We start from the raw sequence: 15280 nt of genomic DNA on the forward strand, positions 1-15280 counted from the left end.
TTTCGGCTGCGCGCCAGTTTCCTTAAACCGGGCCGTTCTTGCATCATTCAACGCAGAGTCAAGTTCGGGCCGTGGCCGTTTCAGGAACGCCCCAGTGTTACGACCAAATGCCGGAGAGTCTTGGCGCCGGATTTCTCCAGCAATCCCCGGACATGGGTGCGCGCCGTGCTCTCCCGCACTCCGTCCCATGCGGCGTGCTCGGCCACGCTCCTGCCGGCCATGATGGATTGGAGCAAGCGCGTTTCCGCTGGCGTCAGGCCCCACTCCCGGGCGCGCTGGGCCACCGTCGGCGCCGCCGCGGGCGGAGCCGGTTCAAGGGTCACGACGACATCCGCACCGAGCGGCAGCCCGCGGGTGGCGGTCCCCGAGGCCAGTCGGCCCAGCCAGGCGGTTGAGCCCTCCCCGGGGTGACGCACCAGCGGGAGCACGCTGACCGTCAACTCCGTGCGGCGCACGCCGAGCATGCGAAACCGCAGCGCCTGTCGGCTCAACGTGACCGAGCGAATCAGCGGTTCCAGGCTGGAGGCAAACGGGGAGGCTCCCTCCTGACCCAGATGGGGTCGGCGCAACCGATCGCCCAACAATCGGACCGCCTGGCGGTTGGCGTGGAGCAGCCGACCGCGCAGGTCGAAAAAGACCAGGCCCTGATCCAGTGTTTCGACGACCTGCTCGCCCAGTGCCGCTGCGCGGCGCAAGCCCTCTGCCCGCACCAGTTGATTCGCCCAGCGCGCCAGGTGCGGAAACCATCGATCGAGTTCGGCACGCTTTGTCCCTTCAAACTGCGGTCGGCCGACCACATGATTGAACACCAGATGGACCAGGTGGTCGTCCTGGCGCAGGACATTTCCGCCATAGATGTAGCGGGGGCCAAGTGGAATCAGGAAGTCCTGGTAAAACTCATCTTGGGCCACGAACTTGTTGTCAAAGAAATCGTGGCATGCCCCGCCCTCGCCTAGCGGCCGGCGTGTGCCCATGTCTTTGCGCGGATCGATGTGTGCGTAGTGTTCCAGATACGCCTGCTCGGCTACCGCGATATGGGGACTGGTCACCAACGAAACGATCGGCTGGCCGGTGGATTCTTGCCACCCAACGAGGTGGATGCCATCGCAGTCGAAGTGCTGGTTGATCGCACGAAGAATGTCGGGGACGCGTTCGGGTGCGAGCACCGATTCGTAAAGGTCGCCCAGCAAGGCCAAGTCGCGATCGGGGTGGGTGTGCCAAGTGGTCATGTGCTATCCGTAGCAAACGGCATCCCAACGCGCCTCCCCAAAACTGTGGAGGCGGACGGTAATCGTCGTCCCTACGCTGGTCAAGTGTGTTCACTTGGCCCACAGGGAGGCTTTCCATGCGCATCCATCCGTTCGTTCTCGCCGTGCTGCTGCTCGCCGTTATGTCGCCGACGCGTGCGGCTACCCACTACCTCACGTTGGTCAACGATGATGCGGTCTCGGCTTTGGCCATCGAAGCCACACCGCAAGGATCTAGCACGGCGCAGCGGCTGGATACGGCCGGAGCGCTCCAGGGCGGTCGTGCTGGCCAAGCGACAGTGAGCTTCCCCAGCGGGGTCTGCCTCGTGACCCTGCGCGTGACCTATGCGGACCGCGGGCCGTTGACCATCACCGACTGGAATGTGTGCCGACAGAGCGTGCTCTACCTGGGCCAAGCCCGCCGCGCCGGCCTGCGCCAACGGGAGGACGCCCTGCCCTAGCCAGCCCTCACTTCAAGGCTTTCTCGACGGCCTTGGCCCAGGCGACCAGGTCGGAGTTGCACGCGGCACACCAATCGCGCAACTGGAGACCGTCCAAGCGGGTGACCCCGCGCTCGGCCGCGGTCACGAAATTTTGGGAACGCCCCAGCCGCTGGGCCAGATCCGCCTGGGTCAGGTTTGCGCGGGTGCGCAAGCCGCGGAGCACGGCGAGGAAGGCCTGATTTTCGGGCCGGTAAATCGATTTCAGGGACGCGTCGTCCCCGGATTGTTTCGCCGCCATGTCGCCCGCCCTTGGAACCGGGCTCCTAAGCTATGGCGCCAACCCTGATACACCGACACTGTGTTTTTGTTTAGACTTCATTCGGGAGATCGATCGTAGTCTCGCCTCACCAAGGCACTCATCGGGCATGCCTCGGGATTGTCGATCGCCCGTATCAACAGGGAACTTTGAAATGGCCTATTCCTATCGCAGTGCCAGGCTGTCGGCGCTGGTGGTCCTGTTCGTCTCCAGTATTGCCTCGGCGCAGACCTCCGGGGGGTTCAAGGGGTTTCTTCAGCGCACGGCCGGCGCCGTCCTTGGACAGACCAGCGGAAACGGCCAGGCCAAGGCCGGCAACGGGCCGTCCGTCACGGACGGTCCGGTCTACCGACCCGTTTCACCGGCCTCGGGCGGCACCTTTCCGGGTCTCTTCCGCGGCTGGAGTCCGATGAACAACCCGGGCAAGTTCCCGCGCGTCAGCCTGTTCTTCGAATCGTTCGGCGCGTCGGCGCCGTGCTGGCGCACCCGCGCGACGATCTGGACCACGGAAAGCGGGCACTACGAAGAAACCTTCGACCTGTGCAACGCACCGGTGGAGACGAAAGATGATCTCGGCGCCACCACGACGCTGAGCGACCCCACGACCACGTATCTGGGGAAGCTGTCCCGGGAGACGTTTGCGCCCGGTATCCCCGTCACGGCCGATCGCACCGTGGGGCCCAACCCGCCCCGCCTTCCCTTCTTGATGGACTTCGGCAGCGCGCCAAACCCGGAACTGCGAGGGCAGTATCAGGACATCGTCGTGCGCGCCATGGTGATTTCGGGGTATGCGACCAGTCCGCAAGAGCCCCTCTTCTGGGTCGGCGGCTTTGCGCCAGATGGCAATCGCGATCAGCGCGCCCGCTGACAACCCATGCCCGCCTAGCGGCATTGCTCTCCGGAGGTCTCCATGCTCGTGCTCGTCGTTCTCGCGGCCGCGATCGGCTGCTTCGTGTTCCTACGTAAAAAGGGATCGACACATCCCGAGCCGGTGCGGCATTTCGAGGTTCGACAGGAAGACGGCCGTTGGGCGTTTACCGTTCGTCCCACGGGATTCGCGGTCCCGAGCATCCTGATGGCGATGCTGCCGGGTGCCCTCGTCGCCATCGTGGTCACCGCCTTCTGGCTGGCGCTGGGCCACGACCTGGACCGTAGCGGCGTGCCCTTTTTTGCCGCCTGGCTTGCCGGCACGGCACTGTGCTTGGGACCAGCGCGCCGCCGTGCCGTGGCTAAGTCCGGAGGCGTGACGTTCTCGGTCGGCCATGGCGGCGTCGTGTTGCCCAACGGCGCTACGGTGGCGATCACGGGTCAGTATGTGCTCAACCGGCGCAACGCCGCCGCGTATGGCCAACCGGCGGCCTACGCGCACTACGTCAGCCTTGATGTGGACGGGGTGACCTACGTGCTCGCTGAGAACATGGCCGATGTGCCGTCGATGGCGCTGTATCACGAAGTCGGACGACGGCTGCGCGGGGATCCGTAGGCCGCAAGAACTCGCGCATCCTGCGGCGGTGCGGTCGATCGTTACCGGTAATCGGCAAAGGTATTCAAAGTGCTCCGTGACAGGGGTTCTGGCCATTCCACCGTCCTGACCCCCGTGTCACCCTTTGGCCCTCAGGGAGGCAACGTGAACGGACGCACGCAGAGACTTCATCGTTGGGGAGCACATCTGGCCATTGCTGCAGCGTATGCGGCCGGCTACGAACTCACGCGCTATGTCTCCCTGCCCCAGTGGCTACTCACCGCGGGTCTTCGGCTGGCCTGCCTCCTTCTGCTGCCCATGCGCTACTGGCCGGCCTTGGCCTTGGGCGAAGGCCTGCCGCTCATTGAGAACGCGATCTTCTGCGCGCCGACCTTCGGGCCCGCCTGGGCACTGTCGGCCTCGGTGCCCCTGGTGGCCTTGTGGATGGGTCTGATGAAGCCACTGCGCCAGCGCTGGACGCTCTACGACCACCGCGGCCAGCTGCGCTTGCCGTTGATCCTCGCCGCGACCCTGGGGTGCGCGCTGATCACCGCCGCGTCGACCACGCTGACATTACTCACCGCCCTGTGGAGCGCGCCCCCGGGAAAATGGCCAGCGATCTCGGCCTCCAACTACTTCTGGGCCTACCTGCTTGGCGCCTACCTCGGCTCGTTGACACTCACGCCAGTGATCCTGGCCCTACGAGAGCGGTTCCTCGCCCTCCAAGGGCGTCCGTTGACCCTTCAGATGATCTGGCAGAGTTCGCTGTTCCAGGAGATGCTCTGCTGGGTCATTCCATTGCTGCTCGCGTTGACCTGGCTGGCCCTTGGCACCGCCGACGACTCGATACGAGAAGCAAGTCGCCTGGCCTTGCTCTGGCCGGTTTTCGGGCTCGCCTGGCGCCATGGCTGGCACGGGAGTGCCTTCGGCGGCATGGGTGCCAGCATCGCCCTGGCACTCACCACCGAGGGCAACCTGGACCCGAATGCGCTACGTGTCGAGGTCATCTTGGCGCTCGGGCTGTCCGGTGCATTTCTGATCGGTGCTCGCGCGCCCGCGCGCTTTGGACAACCGTCTCCAACGCCGGCTAAGAAGCCATGACCGACCGCCGGGTAGCCGACGATCGGTCCGCCGTGGGCAACTGCCCTAGGGGCCTTTGATGGAGCACTTGGCCGGGTCATCGCACTGGCTTGGTGCCAGCAATAGACGCAGCGAACCGTCCGGCAATGGCATGGCGCTCACCCTGACGGCCGCATCTTGGTAGACCGACGGCCCAGCAGCACGGGACGCGTTGGGCGTGCTGGCGCTCCAGCGTGCCGCATCCGTGCCCATGGGAAGGGCCATGACTTCGTCACCTATTACCGCGATGGCGCCACGCACCTTGCCGTTCGTGTCATTGATTTGAATGTAGCGAACGCCCTTCCGGTCAAAGGTATACACATGAAACTGAGGCGAGGCACTTTGATCGGGCGCATTGGGCCAGGACTGCCCCAAGCCGGTAACGGGCGCAGTGGTGGCGAACGCTGTGCCACACGCGACCATGAGGACGGCCGCCAAGGCGAGATAACGCTTCAAACGCATGTGAAGACTCCAGGACTCAGGACGCGAAAGAGCGCCTGCGTTAGGTTAGCGGCTCGCCCGTTCGTCCATGCTCCAGACCGCTGCGCATTTTCGGGTCGGCCTGCTCGCAACGCTTGGGGCGATTCATGAAATGGAACCCCGACGATTTGGCCGATCTGCTGAAGGAGGCGGTCGTGCTCCATGAAGCGCTGCTGGCGAACAACTTTGAAGAGGCCCGTTACCGGGCTCGCCTCATCATTACGCTGTCGGCAATCTACGGCATGACCGCCGTTCACCAAGCCGCCAATCAGTTGGTGGACGAACTCGGTGGTTCAGGAAGCGTGCCGGCGTCGACCTATGTGGACGCTGCGGAGCGGCTGTCGCGGGTGCTGGATGCGACACTGGAATAGCGGCTGATCCGCCCCACGAAGTGAGCCGACTATACAGACAAGTGAATGGCATGCTCAGGCAGCCGAGGTCGACCACCATCCTTGATCAAAGCCTGGCTCTACGCCTTTCTACGGTAATCCACCAGATCGGGATCATCCGCCACCCATTTATCTTCAAGAGCTGGCCATCCATGCGCTTGGAGGTAGCTGACTTCGCTATCAAGCATCGGGATCAACCACGCCATTGCGATGTCCCCAAGCCCTTCCTCGAAAACACTTCCGAAACCATCGGGGAAGCACACGGGATTGGAAGCGTAAAGTGCCTTGGGTTCGTAGCCATCGAAGAGAACACCTCGTGGACCAAGCATCTCGCCACGCAAAAGCGCCGCGTTACGCGAAATTGTCTCCATACCAACCAGGTATAAAATCGCGATGATGTTGGGGGGCACCGCGTCCGACGGAACGACCATGACCAGTTCATGTCGAATCAACCTCGCCTTATCACAACAGCTGCCGTTGGGCAAAGGAAACTTCCCAAGGCCTAACGTCGAGAATGTCGTGGTTCCACAATAAGGTCCGCCAGCCGTCTCAACGATTTGGAACGACATTTTATTGCCGTCCGGATCAACTGAGGCGCCGCGAACTATTTCGCAGGCGTAAGCTTCAAGGTGGTCAAAAACCGTCGTCATGTTACAAAAGGTCCGTCATCTCACCAGCCAGGTAAAATACTTCGTGCTGCGTTCTTTGAGGGCGAGCAAGTTTGAGAAGTCTGGCAGCTTCAGGAGATGCTGACGCTGATAATTGTGGCGATGCCCGACAGTCCCACAGACGCGGCGGTCCAGATCGCAGCACACGCGTTCTTGGAATTGGCGTTATGGGTGGCGTCAAGCGTCGCAGCCATCCATCCTTGTAGCGAAGCCACCGTTTCACCTGGCTCAACCACCCACGATGGCATCACTGGAATCCTGCTGGCGCGCCACCACAAATAGGCTGCCTTCAGACCTGTGCCACAGGCCAATGCGGCGATCATCATTAAAAAGAGTTGCATGGGGACGTCCCTTCCAGAGCCAATATCGAGTCGGGCCGTCGTGGCGGCCAGATGAAATACTGTAGCCGACAGCCGGCTAGGTTAGCGATCCCAGGTCGGATGCAGTCTTTCATTTTTTTCGCGCCATAGGTCACGAATTAAAAGGCTTTCCTGTGTCGACCCCCCGTTAGTTAGTGCCAACCATAACCCAAGGTCGCCGGATCATTTTGCTGCCTGAATTCTGCGGGCGTCAGCCCGCCTAAGCTGTCGTGCGGTATCTCGCGGTTGTAGTCGGCTAGCCAAAGCTCTGCCTGCTCGCGTACTTCGGTCAGGTTCCGAAACACGTGCATGTCGAGGACACCACGCCGGAAGCTGCCGTTGAAGCGCTCGATGAAGCCGTTCTGCATCGGCCTTCCCGGCTCGATGAAGTCGAGCTTGATGCCTTTGCGTTCTGCCCATTCCGCCAGCGCCAGAGCGACGAATTCCGGACCATTGTCCAGACGAAGCTTTGACGGATAACCGCGCCATGCAGCGACACGCTCGAGCGTGCGAATCACACGCGACGCAGGCAAATTCAAATCGATTTCCACGGCGAGTGCCTCGCGACTGAAGTCGTCGATGACGTTGAACGTTCGGAACCGGCGGCCGTCCCAGAGCGCGTCGGACATGAAGTCGATGGACCAGCTTCCGTTGATCGCCTCGCCGGCCACCAGTGGTAGCGGGTGACGCGTCGGGACACGCTTCTTGCCGCGTCGGCGGCGATTCAACTGCATCTGGCAATACACGCGCCACACCCTCTTGTGGTTCCACGGCAGACCGCGCCGGCGGATGATCTGAAATAGCTTGTCGAAGCCGCGCTCGGGGAATCGCTCAGCCAGCTCCGCTAATAGCCCGATGACGGGCTCGTCGCGATCAGGGCGAGCCTTGTAGCGCAGCGTAGATCGCGAGAAGCCTAGTGCCTCACAGGCCCGGCGCTCGCTCCATCCGTGCTGCTCGACCAGCCAGGTGATGAGCGGGCGCATATGCGCCGGGTCTACAGCTTTTTTGCGATGAGATCCTTAAGCCCGTGGTTCTCCATCGCCAGATCCGCATACATGCGCTTGAGCTTGTTGTGCTCCGCTTCCAGGTCACGCAGGCGATGAACGTCCGACGCCTCCATGCCACCGTACTTCGATTTCCAGGTGTAGTAGGTCGCCTCGGAAATGCCGAGATCCCGGCACATGTCCTTGACCTGCCTGCCGCCTTCGACCTGCTTCAGCGTCGCAACGATCTGGCTCTCGGTGAATTTGCTCTTGCGCATCGTGGGTCTCCTTGGGGATATTTTGCCCGGAGACCTCGGTTTATGTCTGGAGTAAGTTTACGGGGAGTCGACAGGGCAATGCCATTCAGTGGACCGAATCGCGCCGTTTCGGCGAAATATGAAGCAGAGCCCGCTGGCCTCTAATGCGGCTTACACGGGCAAGCCGTCGGGTTGAATTCCGGAGGCCGTGGCATCCCAGCCCAACGAACTTTCAACTCATCTTGCTCGGGGTTTCGATGGCGGCTTGAAGAGCCATCGCGATGCTGAATATCCGCTATCTCGCACTTTTACCAAGCTCGCAGCATTCTCCATGGGCGCCTTTTCGGTTCGACAACCGGGAGGCACGCTATCGATTCTGATATTGACCAGCACCTTTCGTTGTAGGGTCAGCCTGCCGCTTATGCGGATCATTGCATGGTCAATGATCGCTATCCTTCCGGTATCGCCGCCCGGCAGAAGCGCAGTTATTTAACGGAGACTGGTTAACTATGCCATTCCACCCCATCAACGCGTCCACTGCTTGTATTCGCCGCAGTCGGCGGTTGCTTGATCTTGCAGAACACGACATTCCGGACAGTAAGGTTAAAAACGATTTGCGACGTTCGGCACTGGTTATGGCAGTGACTGCGATAGACTCTCACATGCACTGGCTCGTTTACAGACGTATATCTGATGTAAGGAGGGAGGGTGACCTTCCGAAGGCTCTTGCAAAGCTCGATCTTCCTTTCACCGAAGTGGCGTCTCTTGCGGACGCGATAGTTCAAGGACGAAAAATTGGCAAAGATACCCGCCCATGGGTCAAAGTAAAAAACGCCATGCAGAAGCGTTTACTCAAGGAGACCTTCCAGTCTTTTGAACAAGTTGCAGGTGCGTTTTCCTGGGCTGGAATCGAGAAACCTTGGTCGCGCGTAGCAGAGAAGTTAAACACCTCAACTGATGACATCAAGTCGCGTCTAAATTCGTTGGTCCATCGTCGCAATCAAATTGTTCATGAAGGCGACATCGCTCGCGCGTCCCGGCCGCGAAGCCTGAAATACAACGATATCAATCATGCGATGGTTACAGATCACGTCACCTGGGTTGAATCGCTCATTGGTGCAATCGAGCAAGTGGTCGGTGAGGTTAAATCTTGATTTCCAACGAGATCTACGTTCTGAATGTTGCAGATCTCACTTGGAAGCCTAAGCCCTCGGCGACGCAGCCTCGTCTCGAATTGTAATGAGGCCCGTTTACGATCCTTGCACATCAACGACCTTGCCTTCGCGTTGGGGTCGAAGCGCATGGCTCAGGCGGCTCGCGATGAGGTAACGCATGCTTTCTGGCCTACCGGACGCACACCTCTGCCTCTTGTGCCAGCCGCGCCATGACGCTGAGATTACTCATCTCCCGGAGCCTTCGGATTATGTCCCAGAAGACGCCTGGACCGACCTGCGGCCAAATGCGGCCAAATGCGGAGCCTTACAGGGAGCCCAGAACTAGGCCATCAAAATGTCGCATCCGGCCCCTGTCCCTGTCCCTTCGCCCTTACTCCAGGCGCCGCTGCCTCCTGACCTTTTCGGGTAGAGGTCGTAACCCGTGCGAGATCCGGGCGCTCCTGCGGGCCGTCCGCGTCATCGTGGAGAGCCGCGCGGCGCAGTGGGATCTGACCGCGATGGACGGGATGACGGTCACGTTCGATCTGGAAGCGACCGTCACCCAAATTGATCGGGTCCGAAATCACCGCTCACCGTCGGCTTACGAGCCTCCAAGGGGTGGATAAGGACGGCAGCGGGATGCGTGTTGACCATCGGGGGCGATCGGCCCGATCGCTACGTAGTCCTCGACGCTGCCTTTCTCATGACCTTGCTGCGCCCTTCAGAGCCGGATCTCGCGCACAACATCTTGGTTCACGAACTGGCCCATGTCGTGTTCGCCCGCTATCGATCGAATCGCGAGTGGCTCGACCTGTTCGACACCCCGCGACGTGCTTGGCAGCGCCGCACCTGGTTGAATCTCGCCTATCCGATCTGGGATGAGTATGCCGCGTGTCGGTTGAGCGCCTGGGCCGGGGATTACGCAGGCGTGCTTTTCAACTTTCAGAACTGTATCGCTCGGGACATCGCTGATTTTCCTGCACCTGTTCGACGCACCAAACGAATCCGCTGGGACGTTCCAGCGGCAGCGCCGGACTTTATCCGCAGAGTAAGGGTGGCCACCAAGCCGTTGCTCACGGCCGCTTATCTGACCGGCCACCTCGATGGCTTGGGCATCGCCGAAGGAGTGACGCATTTTTCAACGCCCGCCCGCACCAGCATCCTGGCCGAGTGCTTCGAACCGTTGAGGATTGCGCTACGAACCATCTGGGATGAAGGCCGACATTGGCACGAGGGCAAGGCAGCCATGGAGCCGCTGGTTGCGGTGATGCGGGAGGCGTTGCGCATCTGGGAGGATGCGACGGAGCAGCGCTAGCCGAGCGGCAAAGGGGGCGGACGCGCCACGGACCCACCACGGCGCACCATCTGACGTTACTCAGCGTCCCCGTAATGGGTGTCATGTGAACTGGGCAACCGGCAAGCTAGGCCCACCATCCCATGTCAACGTGCTTCTGGGAGCTCAGCCCGACCTTCGCTCTCCTACACCACAGACCGACGCGTAAGCTCATTATCCCCGAGGCACTTTCTGGCGTGGCTGACAGCGGATATGACAATGGAGAGGTTGTAGAACGGGGCTAGCGCGGGATTGATGCGGCCTTGTCCGGGCCAATTTGACAGGTCATCCGGTTCCGCTAGGTTGCGGCTACCCTAGGAGACTCGCTATGCAATCCACCTCCATTCCTTCCAACCCTTCCCTATCTGCCCGTGAGCGTGTCTGGACCGCTGCGTTTACAACCCTTCTGGCTCGTCATAACCCTGATGAGGCCGCCAAGGGCGCCGAACGCGCATTATCTCTTCATGAGGCTCGATGGGGAGGGGCTCGGGCACCGACGCAAAATGCGCAATCGTTTTCTTTCAACGAAGCGAATGCTGGCGATGAACAAGCCACTGGTCCAGGTGGACTTCCTCCCTACAAAGATTGGCCTGTTCTTTACAGTTCAGCCGGAAACGCCAGACGACCATCTTCTGCTTCATTGGAAGAAGACGGAAGAATGATCTTCGTTTACTAAGCTCAATAGGCTCTTCACTGCCGGCTTTGATGAGGACGACGCCCGCGCGGCCCGTTCGGCCCTACTTCCGGAGGTTCCGGCGCTGGCAATCGCATCAACCATTCTTCATAAGCAGCAATGACTGCCATCGCCTCCTCCAGCGTGGCACGGGTCGTCGTGTCAGTTCCCGGGATGGCGACTTCAAAAACTGTTCGAATGGAAACAGTTTCATCCTGTTCCCGCAAATATTCGGTGACTTCGGTAAGCCAAGCACCGAGTGTCACGGATATTAGCTGGATGAACTTTCGCTTCCTTCGGATTAGGGCAGGCAATCTGGCATCCCGATAGCGACGATTCAAATCGACCGTGCTAGCCAAGGCGGCGCCCTCGCTATCGTGAGATTTGACTACGTGATCGCCTAACAGGACAAGATACCTAGGAGGTTCAGTCTCAACGCCTTCGTCGTCCACCGTTGTTTCGACAACCGCTACGAAGAGCTCGAATGCCGTTGAAGCTGGGCTTAGTAGTTTTCGAAACCTATGCACGACGACTTTCCACCAATCTGGATCGCCAAAGTCTTGCCGAAATACTGCCCAACATATGCGCGTTTTCGGACCGCATACGTGCGTGGCAGGATCTGACCGACCTTGCCAAGTTGGCAGATGACCTTGAGCAGCGATTGGTTCAACGTCGGGACAACCCGGCACTAGCATCGGGACCGCTTACGGGCGGCCGTCGGAGGCCCTTGACCAGTTGCTCAATAGGTAGTGACGGGTTCGATAGCCGTCGATGTCTGTGGATCACTGAGCAATTCGCCGGTCAACAAGAAATTCTCCAACTCAGCGCGCGTGATGATCCGAACGCCTTGATCGGTTGCTTCCTTCATCTTCTTAGCGCCGGCCGTGGCACCGGCACACAAGATGAAGCACGCCTTGGTCACCTTAGTCACCACCGTTAACCCGCCTCGCTTGGCTAGGTCGGCTAGCTCTGATTTTTCAGAGTCAGTGAACCCCGTAAAGCATATCTCCAGGCCCTTCTCGCGTTTCGGTGGCTTGGTGGCATAAACATGGTCCCACGCTTGCGATTCCAACATGGCGAGGATGTCGGCATCGGCGACGCCACGTTTGCGCAAAATCCTAGTGACTTTTTCCGACGGCACTGTCCCTCTCCTTTCATGTTTCAATCCGTGTATCGACTGGAGGTCAGACTCCCCTGAAGCCTAAGCTCAGCGCCGGGAATTGCTGACAACGGTCCAAGAGTTGATCCTATCCGTTTTCTAACAGCACGGCAGTCCAGGCTAATCGGTCGCCGGAGGCACCCCTCCCGCCGTCGCCCCAGCCACCAACCTCCGCAGTTCATCCATCAGCTTGGCCTGCTCACTCGGCCCGTCGCCCCGAGCCTGGTTCAACCGACGCCCCAAATCCTGGGGGTCCGGGTGGTAGTAACGATCTAGGGTGCGGGTATCCAGATGACCACTGATCTTCATTGCATCATGGATCGGTAGCGCGCTGGCGATCTCCGTCACCCGGGTATGGCGAAGATCATGGAGCCGCGCATCCTTGATACCCGCCCTGGCGCAACCCCGCTCAAACGCTTGGGTGGGCGTGTCCACCGCCATCGGAAAGATTCGCCCCACGGTCGGCGGGCCCCTACCCTCATCCACTAGCGTCAGCAACGCCTCGACGGCCCTCTCGTCCAGGGGGATGGTGCGATGCCGGATTCGGCCCCTGGGGTCCTTCGTCTCCCGGAACGTGACTTCGGGAATGGCCTTGGACCAATCGAGGTCGGACCACTCCAGCCGGACGGCTTCGGACCGCCGGCACCCCGACCACCGGAGGAACCGCAAACAAGCCTTCGTTTCGGGCGAGGCGGTCGGCACATGGGCCAGCACTTTTTCGAGTTCATCTGCTGTGATCAGGCGACCGACGCGGTCCATCTGCTTCGCGTTGTCCGGCCGGGCGGCACGGAGGCCACGCACCGGGTTACGCAGTTGCAAGTCCCACTCCGTGATGGCCGCGCTGAACACGGCCGACAGCACGGCGACCCAGCGGTTGATCGTGCTCGGCATCAGCGTGTTCGGGGTACCGTCTTCGGCGACGAGTTCGAACTGGAGCACCCGCATGGCTCGCCGGATATCGGCCTCGATGACGGCATCGCACGGTTTCGCCATCAACTCGGGAAACGTCGAAGTCCATCCGCGAAGAACCGAGAGTTCCTTTTTTGCACCCTTCTTGCGGACATGATGGGCGCCCGCCGGGGCGCCCGCCTGGATCTCTTGGGCATACCGGTCGAGCAGATCGCCCAAGGTCAGGTCGACGACGCGTTCGCCTACCGGCGCCTTGTCATGTCGAAGCGCCCGCTGCTGCTCGGTGATCCAGGCCCGGGCTGCTTCAATCGCACTGAAACGACTCATCCGGTGACCGGCTGGTAGCGCCGGGTCATAGGGGAACGTCTGGCTGATGTCACGCAGTTCGCCTCTTGCGTCGGCGCGTCGGGTGCGCGCTCGAATCGACTGACGATCCTTGCGGTCCTCAAGTCCTTTGCCGAGTCCCATGCCACGTTTGGTCGCTGCCATGCCCGTCTCCGCTAGTCGTCCCCAGATTGCCCCCGCCGGCCCTAAACAATCAATTGGTTCAAGCCAGTGCAGTCAGTCGACGGAAGGAAATCACCATCCTGGGCCAGTCCCCACCGTCGTAAGCACAACCCTGATATGACGGGCTTTTGCGGCGTCCAAGGTCTTTCCAGCCGCCGGTTGGCAGTCAAGCAGATGGCTGATATCATTCGTTCCAAGTGGGGCGGTAGCTCAGCCGGGAGAGCGTCGCGTTCGCAATGCGAAGGTCGGGAGTTCGATCCTCCTCCGCTCCACCATGTCATTCCAGACAAAAGCACGCGGTGTCCTTCACCGCGTGCTTTTTTCATTTCAGACAGGTCGTTCATCTGCCAGCCAGCTACAAAGCGCGGTAACGCGTAGCCTTGTCGCATCCCTGTTCGGCTACCCACCATGACCGATCCCCTGCATCCGCCCCATGACCGGGCGGCCATCCCACTTGCGCCCTCGCTCGACCCCACGCTCGCGCAGGAACACATGCGCAGCCGGCTGCCGCGCGTCCGCCGACGCCTGGTCGCCACCACGCTGATCGCCATGGCCCTGGCTGCCTTCGTCGCGCTCATCGCCCATGCGCTGACGCGGCTGATCGCACTGGTCACGCATGTGGCGTTCTTCGGCGACTGGAGCACGACCTGGGTGAGCCCGGCGCACAACCACCGCGGCGTGTGGGTCATCCTGATTCCCGTCATCGGTGGCTTGCTCGTCGGCGCCATGGCGCGCTGGGGCTCGCGAGCCATCCGCGGGCACGGTATCCCCGAAGCCATGGAGCAGGTGCTGACCAACGAAAGCCGGATTCCCGCCCGCATGATCTGGCTGAAGCCGGTGTCCTCGGCCATCGCCATCGGTACCGGCGGCCCGTTCGGTGCGGAGGGCCCGATCATCGCCACCGGTGGTGCCCTCGGTTCCTTCATCGGGCAGTTGCTGCCGGTGACCGCGGATGAACGCAAGACGCTGCTTGCGGCCGGTGCCGCGGCGGGTATGGCTGCCATCTTCGCCGCGCCCCTCGCCGCCGTGCTGCTCAGCATCGAGATGCTGCTGTTCGAGCGTCGCGCGCGCTCGCTGGTACCGGTCGCCATGGCTGCGGCGACCGGCACCGCCGTCCGCTTCGCACTCGAAGGCCCGGGCCCCGTGTTCCCGATGGCGGCGCTGCTGCCCGCCTCGGTCACGGCGCTGGCGGTCTACACCCTGCTGGGCCTGCTGTTCGGCGTGATCGGCGTCGGCGTGACCCGGCTGGTATACGGTCTGGAAGACCTCTTCGAGCGCCTGCCGATTCACTGGATGTGGTGGCCGGCCATCGGCGGTATCGCCGTGGGTGTGGTGGGTTACCTGGTGCCCTCCACGCTGGGCGTGGGCTACGAGAACATCGTCGCCGTGATCGGCGGTCACCTCGGTCTCGGCGCGTTGGCCCTGCTCGCCTTCGCCAAGCTGGTGTCGTGGTCGATCGCGCTGGGCAGCGGTACATCGGGCGGCACGCTCGCACCCTTGTTCACCATCGGTGGCGCACTCGGCGGATTGCTCGGCATCGCCCTCGCCCACTGGCCCATCGCCCAGGTCGATCCGCGCATGGCGGCGCTCGTGGGCATGGCGGCGCTTTTCGCCGGGGCGGCACGCGCCATGTTGACCGCTGCGGTGTTCGTGTTCGAGACCACCATGCAGCCCCACGCGTTGCTGCCACTGCTCGCGGCGAGCGTGGCGGCCTATCTCGTCTCCGGCCTGCTGATGCAGCACACGATCATGACCGAGAAGATCGCACGGCGTGGCGTGCACGTGCCGACCGACCTCGTGCCCGACCGCCCTTTGCATTAAG

18 protein-coding genes and 1 tRNA gene are annotated in these 15280 nt (G+C 61.5%); 10 read left to right on the forward strand and 9 right to left on the reverse strand.

The window, feature by feature from the left end:
- Positions 1-80 precede the first annotated feature (80 nt).
- Positions 81-1229, reverse strand: a complete 1149-nt coding sequence (locus AB8808_RS12675; protein WP_369929873.1) for a helix-turn-helix transcriptional regulator — start codon at positions 1227-1229, stop codon at positions 81-83.
- Between the two features lie 116 nt (positions 1230-1345).
- Between AB8808_RS12675 and AB8808_RS12680 the strand changes: the two genes are divergently transcribed.
- Positions 1346-1708, forward strand: coding sequence for a hypothetical protein (locus AB8808_RS12680; RefSeq protein ID WP_369929875.1), 363 nt, complete (start codon positions 1346-1348; stop codon positions 1706-1708).
- Positions 1709-1715: 7 nt separating this feature from the next.
- Here the strand turns inward: AB8808_RS12680 and AB8808_RS12685 are convergent, their stop codons facing one another.
- A complete protein-coding gene (locus tag AB8808_RS12685) occupies positions 1716-1988 on the reverse strand; it encodes a helix-turn-helix domain-containing protein (RefSeq protein ID WP_036140915.1) in 273 nt (90 codons plus the stop codon).
- A gap of 172 nt (positions 1989-2160) precedes the next feature.
- On the opposite strand from AB8808_RS12685, the gene AB8808_RS12690 reads away from it, so the two are divergent.
- From AB8808_RS12690 to AB8808_RS12700, 3 genes are all read left to right on the forward strand, one after another.
- Positions 2161-2874, forward strand: a complete 714-nt coding sequence (locus AB8808_RS12690; RefSeq protein ID WP_369929877.1) for a hypothetical protein — start codon at positions 2161-2163, stop codon at positions 2872-2874.
- A gap of 42 nt (positions 2875-2916) precedes the next feature.
- A complete protein-coding gene (locus AB8808_RS12695; RefSeq protein WP_369929879.1) occupies positions 2917-3489 on the forward strand; it encodes a hypothetical protein in 573 nt (190 codons plus the stop codon).
- Between the two features lie 144 nt (positions 3490-3633).
- Entirely contained in the window at positions 3634-4569 is a 936-nt protein-coding gene (locus AB8808_RS12700; protein ID WP_369929882.1) for an MASE1 domain-containing protein, read from the forward strand.
- 45 nt (positions 4570-4614) lie between these two features.
- Here the strand turns inward: AB8808_RS12700 and AB8808_RS12705 are convergent, their stop codons facing one another.
- On the reverse strand, positions 4615-5049 hold the full coding sequence (locus AB8808_RS12705) for a hypothetical protein (RefSeq protein WP_369929884.1): 435 nt from the start codon (positions 5047-5049) through the stop codon (positions 4615-4617).
- Positions 5050-5174: 125 nt separating this feature from the next.
- Between AB8808_RS12705 and AB8808_RS12710 the strand changes: the two genes are divergently transcribed.
- Positions 5175-5438, forward strand: coding sequence for a hypothetical protein (locus AB8808_RS12710; protein ID WP_369929885.1), 264 nt, complete (start codon positions 5175-5177; stop codon positions 5436-5438).
- Between the two features lie 98 nt (positions 5439-5536).
- Here the strand turns inward: AB8808_RS12710 and AB8808_RS12715 are convergent, their stop codons facing one another.
- From AB8808_RS12715 to AB8808_RS12725, 3 genes are all read right to left on the reverse strand, one after another.
- Positions 5537-6106, reverse strand: coding sequence for a suppressor of fused domain protein (locus AB8808_RS12715; protein WP_369929887.1), 570 nt, complete (start codon positions 6104-6106; stop codon positions 5537-5539).
- 89 nt (positions 6107-6195) lie between these two features.
- Complete coding sequence (locus tag AB8808_RS12720; protein WP_369929889.1) at positions 6196-6465, reverse strand: hypothetical protein; 270 nt, start codon at positions 6463-6465, stop codon at positions 6196-6198.
- Between the two features lie 170 nt (positions 6466-6635).
- Positions 6636-7744, reverse strand: a protein-coding gene (locus tag AB8808_RS12725; RefSeq protein ID WP_369928456.1) for an IS3 family transposase whose coding sequence is annotated in 2 segments (ribosomal slippage) — positions 6636-7483 and positions 7483-7744 — 1110 coding nt in all. Because the reading frame shifts where the segments join, the coding sequence is not laid out codon by codon here.
- A 488-nt stretch (positions 7745-8232) separates the two neighbouring features.
- Between AB8808_RS12725 and AB8808_RS12730 the strand changes: the two genes are divergently transcribed.
- From AB8808_RS12730 to AB8808_RS12740, 3 genes are all read left to right on the forward strand, one after another.
- Positions 8233-8877, forward strand: a complete 645-nt coding sequence (locus tag AB8808_RS12730; RefSeq protein ID WP_369929891.1) for a HEPN domain-containing protein — start codon at positions 8233-8235, stop codon at positions 8875-8877.
- Between the two features lie 703 nt (positions 8878-9580).
- A complete protein-coding gene (locus AB8808_RS12735; protein ID WP_369929893.1) occupies positions 9581-10192 on the forward strand; it encodes a hypothetical protein in 612 nt (203 codons plus the stop codon).
- 346 nt (positions 10193-10538) lie between these two features.
- Complete coding sequence (locus AB8808_RS12740; protein WP_369929895.1) at positions 10539-10886, forward strand: hypothetical protein; 348 nt, start codon at positions 10539-10541, stop codon at positions 10884-10886.
- 14 nt (positions 10887-10900) lie between these two features.
- Here the strand turns inward: AB8808_RS12740 and AB8808_RS12745 are convergent, their stop codons facing one another.
- The 3 genes from AB8808_RS12745 to AB8808_RS12755 form a co-directional block, all read right to left on the reverse strand.
- Positions 10901-11335: a hypothetical protein gene (locus tag AB8808_RS12745; RefSeq protein WP_369929897.1), complete on the reverse strand. Its 435-nt coding sequence runs from the start codon at positions 11333-11335 to the stop codon at positions 10901-10903.
- 287 nt (positions 11336-11622) lie between these two features.
- Positions 11623-12024, reverse strand: coding sequence for a BRCT domain-containing protein (locus AB8808_RS12750; protein WP_369929899.1), 402 nt, complete (start codon positions 12022-12024; stop codon positions 11623-11625).
- Positions 12025-12162: 138 nt separating this feature from the next.
- Complete coding sequence (locus tag AB8808_RS12755; RefSeq protein ID WP_369929901.1) at positions 12163-13440, reverse strand: tyrosine-type recombinase/integrase; 1278 nt, start codon at positions 13438-13440, stop codon at positions 12163-12165.
- Positions 13441-13657: 217 nt separating this feature from the next.
- Between AB8808_RS12755 and AB8808_RS12760 the strand changes: the two genes are divergently transcribed.
- Together AB8808_RS12760 and AB8808_RS12765 are read left to right on the forward strand one after the other, a co-directional pair.
- Positions 13658-13733 (forward strand) — tRNA-Ala (locus AB8808_RS12760).
- Positions 13734-13866: 133 nt separating this feature from the next.
- The gene (locus AB8808_RS12765; protein ID WP_354512671.1) at positions 13867-15279 is read left to right on the forward strand and encodes a chloride channel protein; all 1413 of its coding nucleotides are present in this window, start codon (positions 13867-13869) and stop codon (positions 15277-15279) included.
- The last annotated feature ends 1 nt before the right edge of the window (position 15280 follow it).

The organism is Xanthomonas sp. NCPPB 2632 (genome assembly GCF_041228075.2).
In the GTDB taxonomy this organism is placed as follows: domain Bacteria; phylum Pseudomonadota; class Gammaproteobacteria; order Xanthomonadales; family Rhodanobacteraceae; genus Luteibacter.

Excerpts from the sequence above, each read along its gene's own strand:
- AB8808_RS12675 (WP_369929873.1), bottom strand. The coding sequence starts at position 1,229 with ATGACCACTTGGCACACCCACCCCGATCGCGACTTGGCCTTGCTGGGC.
- AB8808_RS12680 (WP_369929875.1), top strand. The coding sequence starts at position 1,346 with ATGCGCATCCATCCGTTCGTTCTCGCCGTGCTGCTGCTCGCCGTTATG.
- AB8808_RS12685 (WP_036140915.1), bottom strand. The coding sequence starts at position 1,988 with ATGGCGGCGAAACAATCCGGGGACGACGCGTCCCTGAAATCGATTTAC.
- AB8808_RS12690 (WP_369929877.1), top strand. The coding sequence starts at position 2,161 with ATGGCCTATTCCTATCGCAGTGCCAGGCTGTCGGCGCTGGTGGTCCTG.
- AB8808_RS12695 (WP_369929879.1), top strand. The coding sequence starts at position 2,917 with ATGCTCGTGCTCGTCGTTCTCGCGGCCGCGATCGGCTGCTTCGTGTTC.
- AB8808_RS12705 (WP_369929884.1), bottom strand. The coding sequence starts at position 5,049 with ATGCGTTTGAAGCGTTATCTCGCCTTGGCGGCCGTCCTCATGGTCGCG.
- AB8808_RS12710 (WP_369929885.1), top strand. The coding sequence starts at position 5,175 with ATGAAATGGAACCCCGACGATTTGGCCGATCTGCTGAAGGAGGCGGTC.
- AB8808_RS12715 (WP_369929887.1), bottom strand. The coding sequence starts at position 6,106 with ATGACGACGGTTTTTGACCACCTTGAAGCTTACGCCTGCGAAATAGTT.
- AB8808_RS12720 (WP_369929889.1), bottom strand. The coding sequence starts at position 6,465 with ATGCAACTCTTTTTAATGATGATCGCCGCATTGGCCTGTGGCACAGGT.
- AB8808_RS12730 (WP_369929891.1), top strand. The coding sequence starts at position 8,233 with ATGCCATTCCACCCCATCAACGCGTCCACTGCTTGTATTCGCCGCAGT.
- AB8808_RS12735 (WP_369929893.1), top strand. The coding sequence starts at position 9,581 with ATGACCTTGCTGCGCCCTTCAGAGCCGGATCTCGCGCACAACATCTTG.
- AB8808_RS12740 (WP_369929895.1), top strand. The coding sequence starts at position 10,539 with ATGCAATCCACCTCCATTCCTTCCAACCCTTCCCTATCTGCCCGTGAG.
- AB8808_RS12755 (WP_369929901.1), bottom strand. The coding sequence starts at position 13,440 with ATGGCAGCGACCAAACGTGGCATGGGACTCGGCAAAGGACTTGAGGAC.
- AB8808_RS12765 (WP_354512671.1), top strand. The coding sequence starts at position 13,867 with ATGACCGATCCCCTGCATCCGCCCCATGACCGGGCGGCCATCCCACTT.